Source organism: Xanthomonas sp. NCPPB 2866, assembly GCF_041475745.2.
In the GTDB taxonomy this organism is placed as follows: domain Bacteria; phylum Pseudomonadota; class Gammaproteobacteria; order Xanthomonadales; family Xanthomonadaceae; genus Xanthomonas; species Xanthomonas arboricola.
Genome location: NZ_CM192975.1, coordinates 698785 through 722632, shown reverse-complemented (window position 1 = coordinate 722632; position 23848 = coordinate 698785). Strand labels below are relative to the sequence as shown.

23 protein-coding genes are annotated in these 23848 nt (G+C 65.3%); 11 read left to right on the top strand and 12 right to left on the bottom strand.

Going from position 1 to position 23848, the window contains the following annotated elements:
- Positions 1-63: 63 nt before the first annotated feature.
- Positions 64-2040 (bottom strand): alpha/beta hydrolase family protein, encoded by a 1977-nt coding sequence (locus tag ACCQ04_RS03120; protein ID WP_506191514.1) that lies wholly within the window; start codon positions 2038-2040, stop codon positions 64-66.
- 123 nt (positions 2041-2163) lie between these two features.
- Complete coding sequence (locus ACCQ04_RS03115) at positions 2164-2499, bottom strand: DUF3817 domain-containing protein (RefSeq protein ID WP_024937823.1); 336 nt, start codon at positions 2497-2499, stop codon at positions 2164-2166.
- 149 nt (positions 2500-2648) lie between these two features.
- Here ACCQ04_RS03115 and ACCQ04_RS03110 point away from each other — a divergent pair, with 149 nt between their 5' ends.
- From ACCQ04_RS03110 to ACCQ04_RS03100, 3 genes are all read left to right on the top strand, one after another.
- The gene (locus ACCQ04_RS03110; RefSeq protein ID WP_372358687.1) at positions 2649-3272 is read left to right on the top strand and encodes a YiiX/YebB-like N1pC/P60 family cysteine hydrolase; all 624 of its coding nucleotides are present in this window, start codon (positions 2649-2651) and stop codon (positions 3270-3272) included.
- Positions 3272-4267, top strand: coding sequence for an alpha/beta hydrolase (locus tag ACCQ04_RS03105; RefSeq protein WP_372358686.1), 996 nt, complete (start codon positions 3272-3274; stop codon positions 4265-4267). Before ACCQ04_RS03110 ends, ACCQ04_RS03105 begins: the two co-directional genes overlap by 1 nt.
- Before the next feature lie 216 nt (positions 4268-4483).
- The gene (locus tag ACCQ04_RS03100) at positions 4484-4945 is read left to right on the top strand and encodes a membrane protein (RefSeq protein WP_024937826.1); all 462 of its coding nucleotides are present in this window, start codon (positions 4484-4486) and stop codon (positions 4943-4945) included.
- A 142-nt stretch (positions 4946-5087) separates the two neighbouring features.
- Here ACCQ04_RS03100 and ACCQ04_RS03095 read toward each other — a convergent pair whose 3' ends face one another.
- The 3 genes from ACCQ04_RS03095 to ACCQ04_RS03085 form a co-directional block, all read right to left on the bottom strand.
- Positions 5088-5483 (bottom strand): VOC family protein, encoded by a 396-nt coding sequence (locus ACCQ04_RS03095; RefSeq protein ID WP_372358685.1) that lies wholly within the window; start codon positions 5481-5483, stop codon positions 5088-5090.
- Positions 5484-5562: 79 nt separating this feature from the next.
- On the bottom strand, positions 5563-6537 hold the full coding sequence (locus ACCQ04_RS03090) for a glutathione S-transferase family protein (RefSeq protein WP_039513158.1): 975 nt from the start codon (positions 6535-6537) through the stop codon (positions 5563-5565).
- A 173-nt stretch (positions 6538-6710) separates the two neighbouring features.
- The gene (locus ACCQ04_RS03085; RefSeq protein WP_046345603.1) at positions 6711-7490 is read right to left on the bottom strand and encodes an SPFH domain-containing protein; all 780 of its coding nucleotides are present in this window, start codon (positions 7488-7490) and stop codon (positions 6711-6713) included.
- Between the two features lie 419 nt (positions 7491-7909).
- Between ACCQ04_RS03085 and ACCQ04_RS03080 the strand changes: the two genes are divergently transcribed.
- From ACCQ04_RS03080 to ACCQ04_RS03050, 7 genes are all read left to right on the top strand, one after another.
- Positions 7910-9496 carry an SDR family NAD(P)-dependent oxidoreductase gene (locus tag ACCQ04_RS03080; protein WP_372358684.1) on the top strand — a complete coding sequence of 529 codons (1587 nt, stop codon included), beginning with the start codon at positions 7910-7912 and terminating at the stop codon, positions 9494-9496.
- 135 nt (positions 9497-9631) lie between these two features.
- Entirely contained in the window at positions 9632-10657 is a 1026-nt protein-coding gene (locus tag ACCQ04_RS03075; RefSeq protein ID WP_372358683.1) for an alpha/beta hydrolase, read from the top strand.
- A gap of 287 nt (positions 10658-10944) precedes the next feature.
- Entirely contained in the window at positions 10945-11586 is a 642-nt protein-coding gene (locus tag ACCQ04_RS03070) for a GntR family transcriptional regulator (RefSeq protein ID WP_372358682.1), read from the top strand.
- A 243-nt stretch (positions 11587-11829) separates the two neighbouring features.
- Complete coding sequence (locus ACCQ04_RS03065) at positions 11830-11970, top strand: lasso peptide xanthomonin 1 (RefSeq protein ID WP_016903879.1); 141 nt, start codon at positions 11830-11832, stop codon at positions 11968-11970.
- A gap of 48 nt (positions 11971-12018) precedes the next feature.
- Positions 12019-12165: a benenodin family lasso peptide gene (locus ACCQ04_RS03060; RefSeq protein WP_104533192.1), complete on the top strand. Its 147-nt coding sequence runs from the start codon at positions 12019-12021 to the stop codon at positions 12163-12165.
- 108 nt (positions 12166-12273) lie between these two features.
- Positions 12274-12948: a lasso peptide biosynthesis B2 protein gene (locus ACCQ04_RS03055; protein ID WP_372358681.1), complete on the top strand. Its 675-nt coding sequence runs from the start codon at positions 12274-12276 to the stop codon at positions 12946-12948.
- Complete coding sequence (locus ACCQ04_RS03050; RefSeq protein WP_372358680.1) at positions 12948-14681, top strand: lasso peptide isopeptide bond-forming cyclase; 1734 nt, start codon at positions 12948-12950, stop codon at positions 14679-14681. Before ACCQ04_RS03055 ends, ACCQ04_RS03050 begins: the two co-directional genes overlap by 1 nt.
- 68 nt (positions 14682-14749) lie before the next feature.
- Here the strand turns inward: ACCQ04_RS03050 and ACCQ04_RS03045 are convergent, their stop codons facing one another.
- From ACCQ04_RS03045 to ACCQ04_RS03015, 7 genes are all read right to left on the bottom strand, one after another.
- Complete coding sequence (locus ACCQ04_RS03045; protein ID WP_372358679.1) at positions 14750-16825, bottom strand: Atxe2 family lasso peptide isopeptidase; 2076 nt, start codon at positions 16823-16825, stop codon at positions 14750-14752.
- A gap of 69 nt (positions 16826-16894) precedes the next feature.
- A complete protein-coding gene (locus tag ACCQ04_RS03040) occupies positions 16895-19342 on the bottom strand; it encodes a TonB-dependent receptor plug domain-containing protein (RefSeq protein ID WP_372358678.1) in 2448 nt (815 codons plus the stop codon).
- A gap of 281 nt (positions 19343-19623) precedes the next feature.
- The gene (locus tag ACCQ04_RS03035; RefSeq protein WP_181107050.1) at positions 19624-19770 is read right to left on the bottom strand and encodes a hypothetical protein; all 147 of its coding nucleotides are present in this window, start codon (positions 19768-19770) and stop codon (positions 19624-19626) included.
- A gap of 253 nt (positions 19771-20023) precedes the next feature.
- Positions 20024-20347, bottom strand: a complete 324-nt coding sequence (locus ACCQ04_RS03030) for a DUF4880 domain-containing protein (protein ID WP_167763171.1) — start codon at positions 20345-20347, stop codon at positions 20024-20026.
- Between the two features lie 93 nt (positions 20348-20440).
- Positions 20441-21037 carry an RNA polymerase sigma factor gene (locus ACCQ04_RS03025; protein ID WP_372358677.1) on the bottom strand — a complete coding sequence of 199 codons (597 nt, stop codon included), beginning with the start codon at positions 21035-21037 and terminating at the stop codon, positions 20441-20443.
- 298 nt (positions 21038-21335) lie between these two features.
- Positions 21336-21566: a hypothetical protein gene (locus ACCQ04_RS03020; RefSeq protein WP_126965214.1), complete on the bottom strand. Its 231-nt coding sequence runs from the start codon at positions 21564-21566 to the stop codon at positions 21336-21338.
- Between the two features lie 137 nt (positions 21567-21703).
- On the bottom strand, positions 21704-22537 hold the full coding sequence (locus tag ACCQ04_RS03015) for an oxidoreductase (RefSeq protein ID WP_126965215.1): 834 nt from the start codon (positions 22535-22537) through the stop codon (positions 21704-21706).
- Between the two features lie 90 nt (positions 22538-22627).
- On the opposite strand from ACCQ04_RS03015, the gene ACCQ04_RS03010 reads away from it, so the two are divergent.
- The gene (locus ACCQ04_RS03010; RefSeq protein ID WP_372358676.1) at positions 22628-23560 is read left to right on the top strand and encodes an AraC family transcriptional regulator; all 933 of its coding nucleotides are present in this window, start codon (positions 22628-22630) and stop codon (positions 23558-23560) included.
- The last annotated feature ends 288 nt before the right edge of the window (positions 23561-23848 follow it).

Below are 23848 nucleotides of genomic sequence, written 5' to 3'. Positions count from 1 at the left end.
CGATCGCTGCGCAGCTTGGCCACACGTTCCATCCGGACAACGCCGGATGGAACCACCACCCGCCTACTTCGCCGTACTGCCACCCAACTGTGTGCTCAGGAACGCCAGCAAGCGGGTGTAGTACTCGCGACGATGCGGCTCGGTGTAGAAGCCGTGGCCTTCATTGGGGAAATACAGCGCCTCCACCGGCACGCCGGCGCCTTTCAGTGCGCGCTCCATGCGCTTGGTGTGTTCGATCGGCGCACGCTCGTCCTTGCCGCCTGCCGCCAGAAACACCGGCACCTTGATCTGCCTGGCCAGCATCACCGGCGAGCGTGCCGCCAGGGTGTCGCGGGCGCCCAGCCAGTCGCCGGTCCAGTTCTTGGCCCAGCGCGCGTAGCGCGCGGTGTCGCGCGCCATCATGTCCAGATCGTAGACGCCGACATAGCCGGCGGCGCAGCGATACAGGGCCGGCTCCTTCGCAACGCCCATCAGCGCAGCATAGCCACCGTAACTGGCGCCGTAGAGACAGATGTGCGAGGCATCGGCCACGCCCTGCGCGATCGCCCAGCGGGTGGCGTCGGTGAGATCGTCCTGCATGCGCCCGCCCCACTCCCTGGCGCCGGCCTGGGTGAAGGCACGCCCGTAATTGGCCGAACCGCGGTAATTGACGCGCAGCACCGCGTAGCCCGCGACGGCCAGCAGCTGCGCCTCGTCATCGAACTCCCATTTGTCGAAGACATCGAACGGCCCGCCGTGCGGCATCACGATCAACGGCAGCGGCGTGCCTGCCTCGGCATGCAGCGGCTGGGTCAGATAGCCGTGCAACTGCAGGCCATCGCGCGCCTGGAAACTTACCTGCCTGCTCGCCGGGACGGCATCGGGCGGGAACCACTCGCGGCGGCTGAACACGCGGTCTGCATGCTTGCTGACCGTATCGAACAGGTAATAGTCGCCGTTATTGCGATCGCTCCACACGTACACCAGCACCAGGCGACGGTCGCGGGTGGCCGAGGTGATGTAGACCGCGTTGCCGTCGAAGGCTTTTTCCAGGCTGCGGTAGAGCCTGGCCGTCGGTGACTTCTCGTCGAAGAAGCGGTTGCGCACCCGGTCGCTCATGTAGGACGCGCCGATCGGCGTGGTGCCGTCCAGATCGCGCAGGATCCGGTAGGGGTCGACGGTGTCGTCGTGCAACAACGGCGTGGATTTGCCGCTGGCCGGGTCCCATCCCACCAGCACATCGGTGCCGCTCGCCTGTTCCACCTGCAGATAGGCCTTGTTGCCATCGGCCGCAAAACCGAGCGGAAATTCGCGATGCCCGCTGCTGGCGGCATCATTGACCAACCGCCACGGTGCGGCATCGTCGTCGCGGTAATACAGCTTGCTGACGTTGCTCACGTCGGCGCCGTTGGCGAAGCGGATGCGTCCCTGCTGATCGGTCACGAAGTTTGCGCGCCGCACCGGCGAGGTCGCCACGGTACTGCGCCGGCCGGTCTGGATGTCCAGCTTGTCGATGCGGATGTTCGGGTCGCCGACGAACGGGATCGTCGACACCAGGATGTTGCGCGGATCGCCCGGCAAGGTATCGAGCATGAACGTGCCTGGCTCCAGGTCCATCTTCAACTGCACGCCGTTGATATCCGGATTGGTGCCATAGGGGCTGGCCAACAGGCGGCCATTCTTGCCATCGGCGTCGATGGCATGCAGCTGGCCGATCGCCATCGGCTCGTCGCGCGACCCCAGCCGCTGCGCCATCGACACCACGATGCGGTCGTCGCTGGCCCACCAGAAATCGTCCACCACGCTGTTGGCGCCACCGGTGACTTTCGCGGTGGCCACCTTGTCCTGACGCCGTACGATGCCCAGCACGGTGCGATCTTCCAGCGGCATGGTGAGTGCAAAATACTCACCCGTCGGCGAGATCTTGATCCGCTCGAACTGGTCGCTTTTGAGATAGGGCGTCAGATCCAGCGGTTGCGGCGGCGTCTGCGCGCGAGCCGGCACCGCGATGGTCATTGCCACTGCCAGCGCGGCAGTCGCCACCCTCATCCAATAATGCATTGCGACACTCCGCCTCTTCCTTGGTCCGCCTATGGTGGCAAAGGCGGTTTGTGGAGTCCATCGTCTGGCGCGGTGCCATGCAAAGCACGCGGCATCAATGTTGCTTGGCCTGCGCCGACATGCTCAGGTACCGGCGCGTGCGCGCGGGCCCAACAGACCGATACGCCGGAACCACATTTCCAGCGGCACCGTCACCAGCGGCGGCAACGCGGCCAGCAGGCTCAGCGCCCACGCCCACCACGGCCAGCGCAGGCGCAGCGCGGCAAGCACGCTGACCGCCACATAGAACAGGAAGGCCGCGCCATGCAGGCGCCCGAACAGCCACACCACAAGCTCGGTGGTGTGCGTGCCGTACTTGAGCAACATGCCGAGCAACAACCCGGCCCAGGTCAGCCCCTCGATAAAGGCGGCCACCGCAAACAGCCGGCCGATCGGCGACAACGCAGAAGAAGCACGCATGCAACACTCCAGACGGACAGGGATTGCCGCGACGCGATGGCGGCGGCGACGCCCGCTGGCAGTTGCATTCTACAGAGCGCATCGCGCATCGGCAGCCGGCCCGCGTTCCTGGCGATAATGGTGGCCCTTGCACCACCTGCCGGCCTCCCATGCGCACCCTCTTCTTGCTCGCCGTGCTTGCACTGGTACTGCTGCCCACCACCTCCATCGCCGTACAGCTGCAGGACGGCGACTTGCTGTTCGTCACCGCCGCCCGCACCGGCCTGAGCGGTGCCATCGACGATGCCACCGCCAGGCAGGATGCCCCCAGCTTCGATCATGTGGCACTGCTCGCCCATGACGCTACCGGACAGGTGCTGCTGCACGCAGACGAACAAGGCTCGCGGCAGCAGCCGCTGCAGGCATTCGTCGAAGAAGCCAACGCCAAGCATCGGCAGATCCATGTATACCGGCTGACGGAAGAACAGCGCAATGCGATCCCCGGCGCCATCGCGCAGGCACGGCGCATGCTCGGCAAGCCTTACAACCAGACCTACCTGCAGGACGACAACAGCTACTACTGCTCGGACTTCATCGAACGCGCGTTCCGCGCACGGCACGTCTTCGCCCTGCAACCGATGAACTTCAAGAACCTGCAGACCGGCAAGATCTCGCAGTACTGGACCGACTTTTACCGCAGCAAGGGCATGGACGTGCCGCAAGGCCTGCCTGGCACCAACCCGAACGATATGGCGGCCGCTCCCGTGCTGGCGTATGTCGGTCGTTTGAATTGATGCGCGGGAATGCCGCGCGTGGTCAGGAGAGAACCTTGAACAAGGCATTGCCGGCAGGGCTGCTCGCCTTGTCACTGGTTGGCTGCATCAATGCACCACCCGCACCGCAGGAAAAGGCGGCTGTGCCGCAGCAACCACCGGCACCTGCCAAAGCGGCCATGGCGACCGCGCTAGCTGGGCAACGCGGCGAAGGCCAGCCGTACGAGATTGTCGACAGCCAGGTTTGGGATGTCCCGGATCCAGCATCAGGCCGCCGCTATCAGGTCGTTGTCGGCTTGCCGGCCGGCTACGCCGACCACCCGGAGCGTCGCTATCCGGTTCTTTACGTCACCGATAGCGACTATGCGTTCCCGGTGGTGCGGCAGATCGCGCGCCGCTTGAACGGCGACGGGCCGGCAATCGAGGACTTCATCCTGGTCGGGCTGTCCTACGCGGTGGGCGACGAGCCAATGCCCAGCCGGCGGCGCGATTACACCCCGACACTGGAAAATGGCGGCACCGCACCGCCCAATGCAACCCACGGTGGCAGTACGGCCTACGCGTCCTACCTGCGCCAGCAGGTGCTGCCCTTCATTGCCGGCCGCTACCGAACCGACGAAGGCAAGCGCCTGTTTCTCGGGCATTCCTACGGTGGCCTGCTCGGCACCCAGATCCTGTTGAGCACACCGCAGATGTTTTCCGGCTATCTGCTTGGCAGCCCCTCGTATTGGTACGGCGAGCACGCCACGGCCGCGCAGGAAAAGCGCTTCGCTGCGGTACACACCGATGCGCCGGCGCGGGTCTACATGTATGTCGGCGAGTACGAGCAGATGCGCTACAACAAGCAGTACGACATGGTGATCGATGCCAGGAACCTGGTGCAGACGCTGCGCGCGAGACAGTATCCGTCGCTGCAGCTGGAGCTGGAGGTGCTCAACGACGAAGATCACCTGAGTGTCGCGCCGCGCGGCATCACCCATGGGCTGAAGTTCCTGTTGGGCACCAAGGCTCCCTGAGTGCAATGCCGCGCGCCTGGTTGCGCGGCGCAAGCCGATACATTCCGGGCGGCGCATCGCCCGCACATCCAGTGCCGTGCGGGCGCCGCCAATGCACGGCATGCACAAGCTCTTGCCAACGCCCATACATGCGCCGGCCTAGTGTGTGCACATCCATACAGCGTGCCGCACGCAGCGCATTCCGCCTGCGATTGTTGAGCACACGCAGAGGTGTACATGGCTTTGATTCATTCCATCCTGATGGGCGCCGTCGCCGGCATGCGCTCGATGACGCCGCTGGCGGCGGTCACCAATGCTGCGCGTACCGGCAAGCTTCCTGCCGACAACGGCGCACCGCCACTGCTGGCCAATCCGCTGGCGTCGGCCGGCATGCTCGCGCTTGCCGGCGGCGAGCTGGCAGGCGACAAGATGAAAACCGCGCCCGACCGCATCGTGCTGCCCGGCATGATCGCGCGCATCGCCACCGGCGTGATCGTCGGCGCGGCCCTGGCTCCGCGCCACCAGCGCGGCGTCGCCGCACTCCTGGGCGCGTCCACCGCAGTGGCGGCCGCCTATCTCACGTTCAACCTGCGCATGCGTGCGATCGACCGCTACGGCCAGACCAGCACCGGCGTGGTCGAAGACGCGATCACGGTGGGCGCAGCGACGTTGATCATGCGCGACGCGGCCAAGCACTAGCGCGACGTCACTCACCTAAGCCTGTCGCGCGCTGCAACCACAGGGCGCGCTATGGCGGCGGCTGTTCCACCGTCGCCATAGCGAAGCGATGACTCGGTGCGCGCTCGCGCTGCGGCAGTTGCAGCAGCGCAGGGATTACAGCCTATGCAGGCCGATAGATCGCGCACAGCTTGTTGCCGTCCGGGTCGCGCACGTAGGCCAGCCAGACCGGCCCCATGCGGCTCTCACGCACGCCCGGTGGATCTTCGATGGACACACCACCTGCCGCCACCGCAGCGTCGTGGAAGGCATGCACCTGCTCGGGCGAGCCGCAGCTGAAGCCCACGGTGGCGCCGTTGCCGCTGGTCGCGGGCGCATCGTTGATCGGCTCGCTGACAACGAACGTACTGCCGGCGTGGCGATAGAACAGGCGCACATGGCCCGAGTTGGCAGGATTGACCAGCGGTTCGGCGGCACCGAGGACGCCGCCAAGCACTGCATCGTAGAACTGCCTGGATCGCGCGATATCGTTCGATCCCACCATCACATGATTCAGCACGCATCACTCCTGTTTGTATCGAAGGCGCACAGCTTAGGGCAGCACGTGGATATCCGGCAGCATTCGGCGAACAGCTGCATCAGCCGCCACGCCCGTGCGGCGCCTGCAGATCCAACACCGGCCCCAGCGGCACGATGCCGGTGGGGTTGATCATGTCGTGACTCTGGTAGTAATGGTGCTTGATGTGCTGGAAATTCACCGTGTCTGCGATACCCGGCATCTGATACAGCTCACGCAGGTAGCCGGACAACTGCGGATAATCGGCAATGCGCCGCAGATTGCACTTGAAATGGCCGACATACACCGCGTCGAAACGCACCAGCGTGGTGAACAGGCGCCAGTCCGCTTCGGTGAGCCGGTCGCCGCACAGGTAGCGCTGCTGGCCCAGGCGTGCATCCAGCCAATCCAGGCTCTCGAATAGCGGCACCACCGCCTCTTCGTACGCAGCCTGCGTGGTGGCAAAGCCCGCCTTGTACACGCCATTGTTGACGGTGTCGTACACGCGCGCATTGATCGCATCTATCTGCTCGCGCAGCGGCGCCGGATAGAAATCGCCGGGCGCAGCGCCGACCGCGTCGAAGGCGCTATTGAACATGCGAATGATGTCGGCCGACTCGTTGCTGACCACCGTGTTGCGCTCGCGATCCCATAGCACCGGCACGGTCACGCGCCCGGAATACTGCGGATCCGCCTTCAGATAGACCTCGTACAGATGCTGCGCCTGGTGGAGCGCATCGCCCACCACGCCCGGCCCTGGCGCAAACGTCCAGCCCTGCTTGCCCATCAGCCAGTGCACCACCGACACGTCGATCATCGACTCCAGACCTTTCAGGCGCCGGAAGATCAATGTGCGATGCGCCCACGGGCAGGCCAGCGACACATACAGGTGATAGCGCCCGGGAGCGGCCTGAAAGCCACCGTCCCCATGCGGGCCGGGGCTGCCATCGCGCGTCACCCAATTGCGGAACTGCGATTGCGAGCGTTCGAAACGCCCACCGCTCTTGTCGGTGTCGTACCAACTGTCCTGCCACTTGCCATCGACCAACAGGCCCATGCTGCCTTCTCCGCTACCACAGTAGGCCGCAACCCTAGCCCAGCCGGTCTGGAGAGTGCGTGAGCGGCCGTGGTGGCGTGAGCGGACGCGAGCAGCCAGCAGCGTTTGCAGACCGAAGACCCACCACTGCAAGGCAACAGGAGCCCCGCGTTGCCATCGGCCGGCAGCGCACGCTACCTGGCAATCACCGACGTGCCGGAAGGCACCATGTAGCAGGCCTGCGCCTTCTTGCAGGCATCGGCATTGAGCTCGGCGATCTGGCTGGCCAGGTACTGCTCGGGCGTCAGGCCCATGCGGTTGCGGTATGCATTGTCGGCATCGGCCTTGGCAACCTGTTCCTGCTCGCGTTGCCGCTCTGCGGTCGTCGCCTCGACCAGCGTCTTGACACGCTGTTGCTGCGCAGCGGTGAGGTTCATCTGCTGCAACACGTCCGGATTGGGGCGCGCGCGTCCGAGCGTGATGTTCTGGATCTGGATCGGCAAGCCTTGTTGCTTGACCAGCGCGCTGACGTTCTGGGTGACCGAATCGTCGATTTTCCTGGCGGTATCCGGGTCGCTCATCATCTTGGTCATGTCGTAGCGCTTGACCTGATCGCGCACGATGGACGCGTACTGGCTGGCGACATTGTTCTTGAACCAGTCCTGCCCAAACCCGGACAGCAGCAAGGCCGGGGCGGTGATCCGGTACTGGATCTGGGTCGAGAAGTCCAACAGGATATTGTCGCTGGAGGAGAAATCGTCGAAGGCCACCTGCACGGTTTGCGGGGTGACATCCACATATGACGCAGAGGTGGTCAACCAGGTGTACGTGCGCCCGGGATCACGCACATCGTCCAGGCGGATGCCCCCCTTGCCAAAGAACAGCGGTTTATCCACCAGCACGGCCTGTTGTCCCGGATCGGGCGAGACCACCGTACACGCACAGAGCAAGCCGGCCAGCCCGAAAGCCAGCATGGAATTCTTCATCAATGTCCCCTTGAATGGACGGGCGTGAGGCCCCTCCGGTATGGGGAAAGATTATCCAATCCGGGATGCGATCGCACCCCGGCCTCCCGCATGACGGGCGGCAACACGTCGCTGCATGCAAGCACGTGCACGCAGGCCTTCCAGCCGCGTGCTGAGAGCTGAACCGGGCGCACGCCCTGCGCGGCGATTGGATGCATCCCCGGCAGCGACGCCCGCACTGCCGCAGCCCATCCAGCCCTGTCATTGGCGCGCACACCCAAGGATCGGCGAAAATAGCCGCGGTCCGGACGCTCCGGCCTGCGGCGGCAGCGGTCCAGGCCAGCGTGGCCGCTGGCCGCCATCCATCGCGTCCACCGCGCCGCCCGCTGCATGCGCTCCGCCTTCTGTCGCTCTTTTCCGGATCCATCTTGAACACCAACACCCCACCCCCGCCCGCCGACGACCTGCCCCTGACCGACCGCCTGCGCGCGGCGCTGGACCTGCTGGAGGCCATCGAGGCCGACCGCAGCGTGCTCGACACGCTGCCCGAGGCCGACCGCGTGCGGCTGCACCAGGTGGTGGCCAGGGTCTATCACCCCGAGCCCAAGGCGCGGCGGCAGCTGCTCAAGCAACGCGAGCGCGAGCGGCACCAGGAGAAGGTGCGCAAGGCCGAAGCGCTGCTCGAGCAGCGCGGCATCCGCGCGCTGCGGCGCAAACCGGTGTTCAGCACGCCCAATTTCTTCCCGCCGCATGCCGCCGGCCTGCACGACGCGCACAACGGCCAGAATGCCACTGCCGCACCGGAGCCCACGCATTCGCCGGAGTTGCGCCACTGCTACGTCTGCAAGCAGAAGTTCACCCAGCTGCATCATTTCTACGACCAGATGTGCCCGGCCTGCGCCGAGCTGAACTACTTCAAGCGCACCGAAACCGCCGACCTGCGCGGACGCGTGGCGCTGCTGACCGGCGGACGGGTCAAGATCGGCTATCAGGCCGGTTTGAAGCTGCTGCGCGCCGGCGCGGAACTGATCGTCACCACGCGATTTCCGCGCGATTCGGCCGCGCGCTATGCGCAGGAGCCGGACTTCACCGAATGGGGCCATCGCCTGCAGGTGTTCGGCCTGGATCTGCGCCACACCCCCAGCGTGGAAGCGTTCTGCAGCCAGCTGCTGGCCACCCGCGACCGGCTGGACTTCATCATCAACAACGCCTGCCAGACCGTGCGCCGCCCGCCGCAGTTCTACGCGCACATGATGGCCGGCGAGACCGCCGCGCTGCATGAGTTGCCGGAAACCGTACGCAACCTGGTCGGCCATTACGAGGGCCTGCGCACGCCCGAACTGCTGCGCGATGCCTCGGCAATGGCGCTGCCGGCGGTGCATGGCCGCGGCCTGGACGGCGCCGATGGGCTCACCCGCGCCGCCGAGCTGTCGCAGGTGGCGTTGCTGGACGACGAACTGGTCGGCCAGCAGCACCTGTTCCCGGATGGACGCCTGGATCAGGACCTGCAGCAGGTGGATTTGCGCGGGCGCAACTCCTGGCGCCTGCTGATGGACGAAGTGCCCTCGGTGGAACTGCTGGAAACCCAGCTGGTCAACGCCATCGCGCCCTTCATCATCAACGCGCGGCTGAAGCCGCTGATGCTGCGCACGCCCGAGCGCGACAAGCACATCGTCAACGTCTCGGCGATGGAAGGGCAGTTCTACCGCAACTTCAAGACCACCCGGCATCCGCATACCAACATGGCCAAGGCCGCGTTGAACATGATGACGCGCACCTCGGCGGCCGATTACCAGAACGACGGCATCCACATGAACAGCGTCGACACCGGCTGGGTCACCGACGAGGATCCGGCGGACATCGCCGCGCTCAAGGTTCAGCAGGAACGCTTCCACCCGCCGCTGGACATCGTCGACGGCGCCGCGCGCATCGTCGACCCCATCATCCACGGCGCCAACACCGGCGAGCATGTGTGGGGGCAGTTCCTCAAGGACTATGCGCCGACGGATTGGTAAGGGCTTTCAATCGCCAGGTGCCTGCACCGGCGCCTGCTGCGAATGTTGCCGCCATGTGCATAACGGCCGAGCTCCCTTGTCGCCCCATTGACTGCACCGCCGCTAACGTCACGGTCAATCAACCGAGACGCCCACATGACAGAGCACGGCAAGCCCAACCCGATCATCGACACCCTCTCCAACGTCATCGGCGCCATCCGTGCCGATGACGACATGCACGACCTGGCCCAGGCCCACGATGCGCTCGAACCCAAGGCCATCGAGAAGCTGACGCCGGCCGAAGCCCGGCAGCAGCCGACCATTGCCGATGCGGTCAAGAAGCTCCTGCACGACCAGGGCAAGTCCGCCGACCCGGAGGCGCTGGTGCCCGGCGTCAAGCGCACCTCCCACACCCTGGAAACGCCCGCCGGCAATCTCCCGGCCTTCGTCTATACCCCACAGGGCGGCACCGCACTGCCGGTCATTGTCTATTTCCACGGCGGTGGCTGGGTGATCGCCAATGCCGAGGTCTATGATGGCGGCGCGCGCGGGCTCGCCAAGGAAACCGGCGCCATCGTGGTCTCGGTAGACTATCGCCAGGCGCCCGAACACAAGTTCCCCGCCGCCTGGGACGACGCGCTCGCCGCCTACGAATGGGTGCTGGCAAACGCGGCAAGCATCGGCGGCAACCCGCAGCGTGTCGCCCTCGCAGGCGAGAGCGCCGGCGGCAACCTCGCGATCGCCACGGCGGTAGCCGCGCGCGACAAGGGGCTGCCGGCACCGACGCATATTCTGGCGGTCTACCCCGTCGGGCAGACCGGCAGCCTGCACACCGAGTCCTACATCGAAAACGCCATCGCCAAGCCCCTCAACAAGACCATGATCGAATGGTTCGTGGGGCACCTGATCCGCAGCGACGCCGACAAGGCAGATACGCGTCTGGACCTGGTCAACGCCAACCTGCGCGGCCTGGCACCGGTGACGATCATCAACGCCACCATCGACCCGCTGCGCAGCGACGGCGCCAAGCTGGAAGACGCACTCAAGGACGCCAACGTACCGGTCGAGCGTGAGGTCTACACCGGCGTGACGCACGAGTTCTTTGGCTGCGCCGCCGTCGTTGCCAAGGCCAAGGCCGCACAGGAGTACGCAGGCAAGCGGCTGCGCGAGTCGTTCCGCTAAACAAGGCACAGCGTCTGGCACGACAGGCGTGCCACGCGATAGCAGGAACAGATAATGTCCATACGAGGGCCGCCCTGGCATACCAGGCGGCCCTCTTTTTTGATCCCAGTTTGTGCGTTATTAAAACTATTACTGTCGGGACAGGGTATTGACTCCAAGCCTGCCTCCTCCGCAGCGCGATGCGACAGGACTGTGGCCAAAAAAGGACTACCGCAGCAACTCCTGCCGCAGCCATTGCATGTACGATCCGGCCAGGGGAGGAGTCGCGGTCAGACAAGGAGTTCGCCATGCATGGGATCCACTCCAAACGTACCATCGCCTATGCGCAGGTCAGGCGCGCACTGCAATCCGGCCGGTATCGACCCGGTCAGCGCATCGACCCGACAACGCTGGCTGCCGAGTTCAAGGTCAGCCCCACGCCAGTACACCTTGCGTTGCATCGCCTGGTCGGCGAAGGCCTGGTCATCGATCACGCACGCTATGGCTTGCAGGTGCCGCTGCTCACCGAGGTCGCGCTGCGGGATCTTTACGACTGGATGGACCGCCTGTTGCGGATGGCCTGCGATATCGGCGTTGCATCGACACCGCACGCCGCTGGCGAGTTGGAGCCCACCACCGCACCTGCGGACGTGGTCAAGCAGACCTGGAAGCTCTTCGACGCCATTGCCCACGCCGCTGCGCATTGGTCGCTGCATCATGCCGTCAGACAGACCAACGACCGGTTGGCACCGGTGCGACGTGCCAAACATGGCCTGCTCGACTCTCTTGAGGAAGAACTGGCAGAGCTCACGCTGCACTGGCAGCAGCGCAACCTTGCCGCGTTGCAGACAGCGTTGCATGCCTATCACGTACGCCGCATCCAGGCCGTGCCGCGCATCGTGGCGGTCATGAATGAGCGCCTCAATCAGGCTTCCAGCTTCGGCAACTGAGTGTCGTCAACGCAGCACATTGCGGGACCTGCATGCTGTGCTTGCGAGCTGCCGGCAACCTGTGCCTGATGCGGCGCGAAGGTACGAAGCGACGCCACCGGCCAGGATTGCGGTCATCTTCGACGACGGTCACACAGTGCATTTAATTATGACGGTGTCACGACTTAATCATTTGAAAATCAATACAGCTGTTTCCTAACGTGTCTGCGTCATGGATCCCCATGACACAACCAGGAGACAGCGATGAACATCAATGACACCACCCACAGCGATGCATCCAGCGAGATCACGGTGCTTGGCGTTGCCAGCACCGACACCAAAGGCGGCCCGCTCGCTGGCGAAGAAATCGGCGGCTTCAACGTGCCTGGCATTTCCGAAGAGTGAACCCGAGGCGTGCCTGAGTGCACGCCTCTTCCACCAGGAGTAGAGACCATGGATACCAGCAACAACGACGCGCATACCACGACGTTTGGTCAGGATCTCATCGTGCTTGGGATCGCAAGCCTGGACACACAGGGCGGGCCATTGGCAGGCGAAGAAATGGGTGGCATCACCACGCTGGGCATCAGCCAGGACTAGGCGCTGCCAACGCGCGGCAGTCGCCACTCGGCTGTACATGCCGGTGAGCAACTTCCCAGGCCACGGGGCGCACTGCAACGGTGCGCCCCTTCTCTCAAGGACAGCGCCATGCACCGCTACACATTGCGCAACGACCTAACGTTCTGCCGCATTGGCGAGCGCCTGGTGTTCCTGGATGTCGGTAACGACCGCTATTTCCGTCTGCCCGAGGCACTGGAGCACTCCCTGCTCGCCTACCTGGCACATGACCCGGCGTCGGACCTGGAGATCAACGACCTTGTCGAACGGGGCTTGCTGGTGGAGCGGTCGCAAGCGACCGCCGGCCCGCAGCTTCCCGTCATGCCTGTTTTGCGTAGCGCGATGGAAATGCCTGTACCGGCGCGACGACCACAGCTGCTTGAAAAGCTCGAGGTGCTGGCACTTGTGCTGTCCACACGCCTGGCATTGAAGCGCAACCCGCTTGGCAGGGTACTTGGCAGCCTCTCCGCTGGAGCACAGGGTCGGGGGATGCAGCAACGCTCGGTCGCCGGACTTGAGCAACGGCTCATCGATGCGGCGTCCGTCTTCCGGCGCGCACGCGTGTGGGTGCCGGTCGAGATGCGCTGCCTGCTCGATTCAGTCGCATTGGCAAGATTCCTGCGCAGGCGCCAGCTCGACGCCCAGCTTGTCTTCGGGGTCGCACTCGATCCATTTTCGGCCCATTGCTGGGTACAGACAGGCGATCTGGTCTTGAACGACACGGTCGGCAACGTCCACGCGCATACCCCCATCCGGGTGGTGTGATGTACCGCTACATCGCCTTGTTCAACCATGCGCAGGCACACCGCGATGGCGACCGCGCCGGTATCGATGCGTCGTTGCGCCAGATCGGGTTACAGCTACGGCAACGCGCTGGGCACATCGACCTGTATGCATCAGACGACACGCCCGTGCTCGACTTGCCTGGTGGTGGCGCACTGATCGGCCATGTCTTTTCGCAGCGCGACAACGCCCCCTTGCTGGACGGCGCATCGCTGCATGCGTTGTCCGCAGCACAACGGACACGGCACCTGATCGAGACGCACTGGGGCGAGTACCTGCTGTTGCATGCACCGCGCGCGGACCCGAGCGCCATCACCGTCATGCGCGAGCCTTCCGGCGGCGTGGCATGCGTTTACGCGCTACAGCATGGCTTCATCGCTTCAGACATCTCGATCGCCACGCATGCGGGTGTGTACACGCGTGAGATCGACTGGGACTCCATCGCCCATCATCTGCACTACCCGCACCTCAAGACCGAGCGCACCGGGCTTGTCGGCGTACGCGAACTGCTGCCGGGCAGCCAGCTGTGTCTACATTCCAACCACAGCAGTGTCGAGCAAGTCTGGAACCCCTGGGATTTCGTCGCAGCCTCTCGGCGCCGGCACGACCCACTCGACGCACAGGCACAGCTGCGTCAGGCGGTCGCCTCCAGCGTCACGTGTTGGGCGCGGACCGATGTGTCCGTGCTGCTGGAACTCTCTGGCGGCCTGGACTCCTCCATCCTGGCTGCATGCCTGAAAGACACCACCGCGCGCGTGGCGTGCTGCAATCTGGTTACGCCGGTGCCTGGCGCCGACGAACGGCACTATGCCCGGCAGATGAGCGATCTGTTGGGCACCGAGCTGATCGTGCGCACCCTGGGGTTCGACGCTGCACCGGTCGATTTCGCACCGCCGGCACATGCGGTCGCGCCCAGCACCTGGTTTCTGCAGCATGCCTCCAATGCGCTGAAAGAAGCGATCGGCACGCAGCTGGCCATCACCAGTTTCTTTTCCGGCGGCGGTGGCGACACCGTGTTCTGCAACACCAGAACCGCCGCGCCCGCCGCAGACGCCTTCCGTGCAGGCGGCCTGCGCGCCGGCTTCAGCGCAGTCCATGCACTTGCCGAACTGCACCAGTGCACGCTGTGGAAAGCAGGCAGGTTGACGATCAAGAAACTCCTCGCCAAGGCCGGACCGCCACGCAAGCCGGAGCGATCGTTCCTGCTAGGCACGCAGGCTGAGGTTCCATTGCAATCGCATCCCTGGTTCGATGCCCCACCCGACAGCCTGCCCGGCGACCGCGAACGTATCGTCGATCTGGCCGGCACCCAGGTGTTCCGTGATGGACTGGCGCGCAGTGCATCGTGGCACCTGCGCATGCCGCTGCTCTCGCAACCGGTGGTGGAGGCCTGCCTGACAGTGCCGAGCTGGATGTGGATCGCTGGCGGCCGCAATCGCGCCGTCGCACGCGATGCGTTTGCGGATGTGCTGCCTGCGCAGATTCTGCATCGCCGCAGCAAAGGCACCTTCATGAACTACTCCGGCGCGGTCTATCGTCGGGGCAGGCAGCAGATCCGCGATTATCTGCTGCAGGGTCGGCTTGCAGGCCAGGGGCTGCTGGACGCCGATGCCCTGCGCTACCATTTCGACCACACATTGGCCGACGGCGACCACAGCGTCATGCGCATCTTCGACCTGTGTGCGGTCGAGAACTGGGTCCGTCATCAGCGCTGAGGTTGCCTGCACTGCGTAGGTGCGTGGCGCAGCTGCCAACGTGCCACGCGTCAGCTGCGCCACACACGCTAGTCGCCACGCGACGGCAGTGCCGCCTTGATTGCGCGCCAGCGCGCATACTGCGCGGCCTTTTCCGGCGCAGCGTCCTGGTAGTCCTGCAACCAGAAGCGGAACCAATCGACGTTGCGCGCATATACGACCAACTTGTGCTGCGGCTGGAACTTCTGGTGCGGCTCGTTCGCAAACACGTACAACTCGGCGCGTTGCGCACGCAGCAGGGGAATCAGGTAATCCAGCGCGTACAGATACTCCTGCTCGGAATGCTGGAACAGGATCGGCGCGCGAATCCGCTCCAGCTTGAACGCCGGCGACAACACTTTCCATCGCTCGGGTGTCTGCTCCGGTGCACCCAGGCCCCACATGTCGCGCAGCCCCTTGAGGAAGGGCTCGCCCTTCATGCTGCCGAACAGGTAGTACGACGGCGACACCACCGGGTTGGCTACCGAAGCGGCGGCGAGCAGGTTCGACTCAGTGGCCGTCCACAGGGTCACCGCACCGCCGAAGCTCAGCCCGCCCATGCCCACCCGCGTGCGATCGATGCCGGCCTGTGACGACAACAACGCCACTGCGCTTTCCACCGCCGCCAGCCCTTCGCCGTGCCGTTCCACCGCATCCATGGTGTAGCCGGGCAGCTGATTGATGCACAGCGCTGCGATGCCTGCCTGCGCCAACACGGCCAGCGGCCACTCATCGCCCACGCCACCGCGCACGAAGCCAGGGCAGCTGTAGTAGGTGACGAACAACGGCAGCTTGCCCGCGCCGGTACCGTGTGCCGCGAAGAACTGCCCGCTGTATCGCCGCCCACGTGCATCGCTCCACTGCAACAGCCGTGCAGGCGTCGCATGCGCCATGTCCGCTGCAAGCTCCGCGTTGGGATCGAACAGCACCTGCCGTGTGCCATCGTCCAGCCCGATACGTTCCAGACGCGGCGGGCGATCGGCTTCGGCTGTCACGCACACCAGCGCAACGGCCGAGGCACCGCAGCGTGCCGCCGGGTCACGCCCGCCATTGATCAAACCGCGCCCCTGCACCACCAACCGCACCCGCCCGGTGGCCGGATTCCAGCGCTGGATGGATTGCGCCAGGCCCAATGCAGGATCGGTGATGGTGAAGAGCACCTCCGCATTCCCCGGGCGCCACTGCACTGCACTGATTGCCTTGTCCACGCAGGCCGCCGCGGTGCAGCGCACGGCCTTGCGGGCGTGTGCACCGGGCAGGACTGACAGCGCCACCTGCGGACGGAATAGCTGGCCCTTGCCATCACCCACACGCGACAACACCGCCACCGCACCACCGGGCGCAGGCACGGACTGCCACACGTCACCGTCGACACCGTGCGTACTGACGGGCGATTCCTCCGCGGGCACCGGCGCATCCGCGAGTGGCCGCGTGGTTACCGTGGCCAGGTCCAGCGCCAGCCAGTGCTCCGGCACATCCGCCGACAAGCCGGTGCGATCGAACCACACCGTGCCGAAGCGCTGCGTCGCCAGGCGTCCTTGCACATTGCCCGAGCGGAACAGGCCCTGCCCGAGCGGCACCGTCTCGTCGATCCGGATGCCTTGCGCATACTCGTCCTGTTCGGCCGCCATGACCTGCGCGCGAGTGGCGCCGACGCGGTAACGCAGCACCCGCCCATCCGCGTCCAGCGAAAACTCCTGCACGTCGGCCGCATCGTGGGTCACCGCTTGCGCGCCGGAACCGTCCGCCGCCGCGCGCCACACCGCAATCACGTCATCGATCAACGCGCGGTAGTACAGCCAGCGCCCATCCGGCGACCACAGCACCTTTGCAGGCAAGGACCCGCCTGCCGAATCGCGCAAGGGCACGCCGCCATCGGCAATGCGTCTGGGCGCAGCGTCCTGCAGGCCCTGCACGTACCAGACGCTGTCGTAGGTATTGCGCTGCACCGCTGCCTGCTCGGTGCGAAAGGCCACGCTGCGGCCATCCGGCGACAGCGTGGGGCTGCCGATATCCACCACCTCCAGCAATCGCTGGGACGATACCGTTTGCGCGTGTCCCACGCATGCACCTGCCGCCATCAGCACGCCTGCAAGCAGCAGGCGCCATGGTTTGTGATTCCTCACACACACACTCCTCTCAGCAACGCTCAAGGACCATCGCCAATACATCGGCTGCAGCAGGCAGCCCACGCATCACCAGTGCTTGGACACCGACACGCTCACGAAGCGACCAATCGCCGAATAGTTGGTGGAGTCGTACGGCGCCACGTACAGCGGCGAGGTCACCCGATACAACGGCGGATCGCGATCGAAGGCGTTGTCCACCGACGCACCGAACTCCAGCCCCGCCCACGCATCGCCGCGTGCGCCGGTGGCGTAGCGCAACGCCATATCGAATGTGGTGAACGATGCCGACTCCACCCCGTCGGCGCGGTTGCGCACCCCGCCGCGGTAGTTGCCGAACAGCGAGGCGGTAAGCCCGCCCTGCTTCCACACCGCGCCCACGCGGCTGCTCAGCTTGGGCGGGTTGAACAGCGTGCCGGACAGATCGAACGTCGGTTGCGCGGGCAACGTCTGCTGCGTGCTGTCCAGCCAGCTCGCCGAGCCGCGCAAGGTCAGCGTGCCGCGCGCCAACGCCACCTGGTAGCTACCGCTCAGGTCCAGACCCTCGATGTCCTGCTGCGCCACGTTGGCGTACTGCGTGTAGATGATTGCCGCCACCCGGCTCGGGTCGTAGGCGACGCCGGCAAAGTTGGAGAACCGGCTGGCGAGCGCGATCACATCGGCCTGCGCCTGCGGCGTCGGCGTGCGGTCCACGAAGGGCGCGTAGATCGGATTGCGCAACGCCTGGCTGGCATTGGCGATCGGCTGCAACACGCGGTTGCTGTAGTCCACCCCGAACCAGGTCAGCTCCGCCTCCAGGCCATCCAGCGCCTCGGGGTGCCAGGCCAGCGAGACCGAGCGGGTGATGGCGCGCTCCGGCTGCAGATCCTGGTTGCCGCCATCGGCCACCAGCACCGTCGTCCCGGCGGGAAAGCCTACCCCGCCGAACGCGCCCGGCTGGAACAGCCACGCCTCCTGCGCGTAGTTGCGCTCGAACAGCGTGGGCGCCTTGAACGACTTGCCCCACGAGGCCTTGAGCGTCACATCGCTGCCAGGCGCATACAGCACACCGAACTTGGGCGTCGTCACCCCGCCGAAGCTGCTGTAGTCCTCCCCGCGCACCGCCGCTGTCAGCGTCAGTCGCTGCACACCGGGCACGCCCTGCGCCGGGCCCACCACCGGCAGGTTCAGCTCCGCATAGGCAAAGCGCGCGCTTTCGCTGCCGTCGATCGTCTCCACGCCACTGACGTGGTTGACGTTGCGGAACGTGTTGCTGCGATACCCCACCCCGGTGGCCAGGCGCGCATCGCCTGCCGGCAGCGCGAACAGCGGCCCTTCGGCGCCCAGCTCGTAACTGCGGCTGTCGTTGCAATAGCACAGGTCGGTCACGCTCACCGCACCGCTAGCCAGCGCCGTCTCCTGGCGGTATTGATCGTGCTTGCTGTTGCCGTCGGTGGCGCCCAATGTCAGCGTCCAGTCGTTGGGCAACCACACCACAAGGCTCGGTGACAGCAGCAGGCTGGTGGTGGTCGGAGTGACCCGGCTGTTGCGACCACTGACAGCGTAAAAGTGCAGTTGGTCGCGTTCAGTGCGTAACGCATCCAGGCGCAATTCGGCGTTGTCGCCCAGCGCCTGGTAGGCACTCAGCAGCCCGCTGCGCAGGTCGCTGCCCGGATACAGCGTGGACGGGTCGGTGAGTTGAGTGGTGTAACTACGCTGACGGCTGTAGATGGGGTCTGCGGACACGTCCTGATAGGTCGCGATCACTCCACCACTGCGCCAGGTGGTGCCGGCCGTAACGCTGTATTGCCGCGAGGTGAGCCCGCCTTGCGTGGCCCGCCCGAAGCGCGTGCCAACGCTCACCCCGTCGTAGTCGCGCTTGAGGATCACATTACCGACGCCACCCACCGCGTCCGACCCATAGATTGCCGACGCACCGTCGGCCACGATCTCCAGCCGCTCCACTGCCTCCACCGGGATCGCGCTGAGGTCCACCGCCTGGGTGAATCCACCATAGGCCAGCCGGCGCCCATTGAGCAGGGTGAGCGTGGCATCGGCGCCCAGCCCGCGCAGGTTGAGGCTCGCGCCGCCGGTCATGTTCTGGTTCGCATTGCCGGCCCCGGCCAGATTGCCGCTCAGCACGCCCGGGTTCTGCCCGCCGGAGAAGTTCTGCGGCACGCTGCGGATCACCTCGCCCAGATCGCTGAAATCCTCTTCCTGGATGTGCGCCGCGCTGATCGAAATCACCGGCGACGGAACTGCACCGCCCTTGATGCGCGTGCCGGTGACTTCGATGGATTCCAACTCGGTCGCGGCGGTTTGTGCCGGCGCGGCCGCCGCAATCGCAGTCTCCGGCGAGCCGGGCCTGGGCGGCTCGCCTGCGTTCGGTGCCACGGCTGCCGGCGTTTTCTGCGCCGCTGTCGGAGGTTGCGTCGCCCCCTGCGCTGTCGCTGCCCGTGCCCCCACCGCACCTGCCGCACCGCTCGCCACGGCTAGCAGGGCGATGGAAATGGCGTTGCGTAACGTGCGTGTCTTCATGCTGCGTCCTTTGGCTTGCCTGGGTTGGCCCGCCGACGGCGCACTCCGGGTCGACCCGGCGCGCATCGCCAGCTGAGCAAGATCGGTCCTGCACCCGACTGCTGAAACGCGGGCACCGCAGCGCGGCGAGCAGCGACCAGTATCACTAACTGTTTGATTTTCGAGCAATCATTGCGCACGCAAAATGGCTCGGCACCCATCCGGGCCCGACACGTCATCGCTGTGTATGCAATTGCCCTCTCCCCACTACCTGCTACGCGTCCACTACGCCTGCATCGCCATCACCAGAGCATGCCGGCCGTGGCTACGTGCACAGGCGCATCACCGCGCTGCGCATCCGCTTCCACCGCTGGGGTTTGCACGCGTCGCACCGCCGTGCGTTCCTGTGCAGCAAGGTTGTGCAGCGACAGCAGCGAGACCACCGCCAAGGCCAGTCTGCTGCGTGCATGATCAAAACCGACACCGCTCCCCGATACTGCCCGTCGTGTTTGCATGTGCATCCTTCGCGTCCTGGGCGCGGCACCATCGCCATTGCGTCCCCCGACAACAAGTGATGTTGCGCAAGCGCAATGCCCTACCAACAACGTGTGCAATATGCAGGCAGCGCTGCAACAGAGCGCACATTCAACGGTTTCCGCAACACGCAGTGCGGTTTGCTGAGTGCCTAGCGCTGAGTGCGCGCTACTGCACCAGCAGGTGATGCACCGCGTAGCCGATCGCGGCAACCAGCATCGCTGCCAGCAACAGCCAGCGCCAGCGACGACGCCGGCCGGAGGCCGGCGTCAGCAGTTCCAGATCGCGTGCAGTGGCGGCCTGCAACTCGGGGTCATCCAGCACTGCCGATGCGTGTTCGTCCACCTCGAGCAATTGCTGGTAGGCCGCACGATGGCGCGGATCGGCAGCCAGCCACGCCTCGCGCGCAGCGCGCTCGGCAGCAGTCTCGCTGCCGCGTCGAACGAGATAGGCGGCCGCCTGCGCGTGGATGCGCCCGGACTCTGCACGCATGGCTGGTGACTCCCGACGGGCCGTCTGCTGCGGCCTCGCGCACGATGCTACCAGCATCTTCCGGCGGCGCCAGCCAACCGCCTTGCAGCCCGGTTACTGCGGCAGTTCCCCCACCGCCGCGCGGCACGCGAGCAGCGCACGGCTGATGTGCTTCTCCACCATCTTGGTGGAGATCCCCATCCTCGCGGCGATCTGCGGATAGGTGAGCCCGTCGAACCGGCTGAGCTTGAACGCAAGCCGGCACTTCGGCGGCAGCTCGAGCAAGGTGCGCTTGAGCAGCACATCGAGTGTCTGGCGCGCATCGGCAATCTCATCCACGCCGGCCTCGTCGGCGCTGATCGGTGCGACCTGGTCCAGCGACACGTGCTGCGCCGCCAGCCGCCGCTGACGCGAGCGCCGCTGCTCGATCACCAGGTTGTGCGCGATGCGGTACATCAGCAGCCGGCGGTCGCCGATGTTGGGCGCATCGCGGTACACCATCATCCGCGAGAAGGTCTCCTGTGCCAGGTCTGCCGCGGTCTCGGCATCGCGCGTACGGCGGCGCAGGTACACCAACAGCTCGGCATGCAGTGCGGCCAGTGCCTGGTCGAACTCGGCGCGGAGACGGTCCCTCTCGGCGAGCGACGGCTGCCCGCGCGCCATGGGCGGCCCGTCACGCGAGCTCATCGTGATCGCCGCGCCTTCGGCCAAGTGCCGCTGCCCACCAAATTCCCCACGCATCCTGCGACACGACGCACCAGCGCAACGCGCGCGCGAGGGTCATGCAAGTGGATCTGAACATGAGCAGTGCAGCCGAAAGATGGAGAGTGGGTGGTGGGCGCCGCACACCGAACCGCAGCCCCACCTCTTCCTCTATGACGGCAAGCGATGCTAACCCCCTACGTTTTGCGCGTCAGTCAGCCTCCGTCCACATCAACACACACGTTCTGCACACCTCAACCCTGTCAATTGCACCGGCGATACTGCATGACCGATTCGCCGTCAGAAATCACCAGATGCTTGCCCTTTCCAGATATGGGTCATCCGTTCTTCCAGCTGGTGCGAGATCCGACGTGGCGGACACGATCCAGACGTGAGGTTTGTAAGCAACAAGGCCGATTGCTACCGACGTCGTTCGGCACTCGTACGACGCATCGTCCGCCAAGTCTGGTTTCATCAACACCAAAGCCGTCACTCCATCCTTTGGCAAACGGGCCAGAAGCGCGGAATCGGTGTTCATTGCCCTTCATGAACTGAACTACCTGCCCGGTGCCTCCCCCGCTACCCCGTGTCGTAGGGGCGCCGATCGGTGCTCGCGATAAGACTCATCGCGCTCCCCCTCCTCGTTAGCAAGTGCGCTGCACCAGAGACGCATCTTCAGCCGTCGGTTGAAATGGTCACCTTTTCCCAATCGGCGATGGACGCTGCGAACGCAGCCAGCTTGGCTCGCACCAGCGTCAACGCATCGCTCCCCAGAAGCAAATGCGCCGGCGGATTTTCCGCGGCAATCACCTTCAGCATCGCGCGTGCTGCCTTCACCGGGTCGCCTGGCTGCTTGCCACTCTTTTCCTCGCGGGCCTGGCGGATGGGATCAAAGATGGCGTCGTAATCCGCGATGGATCGCGGCGCCCGCTGCATCGAACGCCCCGCCCAATCGGTGCGAAACGAACCCGGCGCCACCGCTGTCACCGCAATGCCTAGCGGACCAACTTCCTTGCCCAGCGTCTCGGAGATGCCTTCCAGCGCGAATTTGCTGCCGCAGTAGTATCCGATGCCGGGCATGGTGATGTGGCCGCCCATCGAGGTGATGTTGAGGATGTGGCCGCGGCGGCGCTGGCGCATGTACGGCAACACGGCCTTCATCATGGCGACGGCGCCGAATACGTTGACATCGAACTGGCGGCGCATCTCCTCGAGAGGCGACTCCTCCATGATGCCTTCGTGGCCGTAGCCAGCGTTGTTTACGAGGACGTCGACCGGGCCGACATTCTCCTCCAATTCGGCGATGACGCCGTCGATGGCGGCGAAGTCGGTGACGTCGAGGAGGCGGCCATGAACCTTCCCGGGAGCGAGGTCTTCAAAGACGCGTTTCGCCGCCGCGTTGCGAACGGTACCGATGACCACGTGGCCCTGGGCGACGGCTTGCCGGGCCAGGGCACGGCCCAAACCGCTACTGACACCGGTGATGAGGAGGGTCTTCGGGTTGCCCATGGGTGCTCCGTTGGTTGGTCTTGGAATGCATAATCCGCCACCATTGCCAGGTCGATAAGTCACAATTGGCTTTTATTCTTGCCTATTCCTATGGATGCTCCGAAGGCTCGCACGCTCAAACTTCTGCGCGAACTGGCACCCGACGAGGGCTATAACCTCACGGCGGTGCCGAGCGTCCGCATCCTCCGCTCCGACCGAGCGCTTGCCCGCACGCCCGTGCTTTACGACCCCGGCATCGTCATCGTGTGCCAGGGCCGCAAGCGTGGCTACTTCGGCGACCAGCTCTACCTTTACGACGCGGACCAGTACCTCGCCGTCTCGGTGCCCGTGCCTTTCACGATGGAAACGGACGCCACGCCGGCCCACCCCCTGCTGGCCCTCTACCTCCATCTCGACTTCCCGCTCGCCGCGGAAGTGGCGGAACAGATCGACCGCGAAGGCCTGGCCGACACTCTGCAGCCACCGCAGAGCATGATGTCCACGCCCGTGGACGACGCCATGCGCGATTCGGTCCTGCGCTTCCTCGAGGCCATGCAGAAGCCACTGGATGCCGCCGTCCTCGGCCCGGGACTGCTACGCGAGCTCTATTTCCGCGTATTGACGGGCGCGCAGGGCAGCGCCATGCGTAGTGCACTGGCCATGCGCGGCCAGTTCGGTCGCATCAGCCAGGCGCTACGTTTGATTCACGCCTCATATCCGCAGCCCCTGGACGTGGCCCGACTGGCGAGCGAAGCAGGCATGAGCGCGCCCAGCTTCCAGAGCCACTTCAAGGCGATCACGCAGGTCTCGCCCATGCAGTACGTGAAGTCGACGCGGCTGCACCAGGCGCGGTTGTTGATGGTGCGGCAATCGCTGACGGCGGAAGCGGCGAGCCATGCGGTGGGGTACACCAGCCCATCGCAGTTCAGTCGTGAGTTCCGGCGGTTGTTTGGTGCCACGCCGGCGGCCGAGGCGCGGAGGATGCGGGAGACGTTTGCAATTCCCGAGGCATTTGCGGATGCGGTGTACGTCTCTTCGCACTAGCTAAGGGAACCGAGGCAATTAAACCGCATGGCTCTTTCCGCTTGGAGGAGCGCGGAGACCGCACGTTGCCGGCCTGCGCACGCGCGGTATTTCAGCAGCGCCACGACCGCAAGGACTATCAAGCAGCGTTCTCTACACTGTCTCCCGTCCTGACGCAGTGCGGGCAGACGCCGGGATGGGACGAGGAGGGAAATATGCGCAACGACGTGGCAATCGTCCAAGACAAGACTGCCCAGTACGCGCCATGCCTGGAAACGCTGCGCTAACGGGGTCAGGTTCACTTCCTAG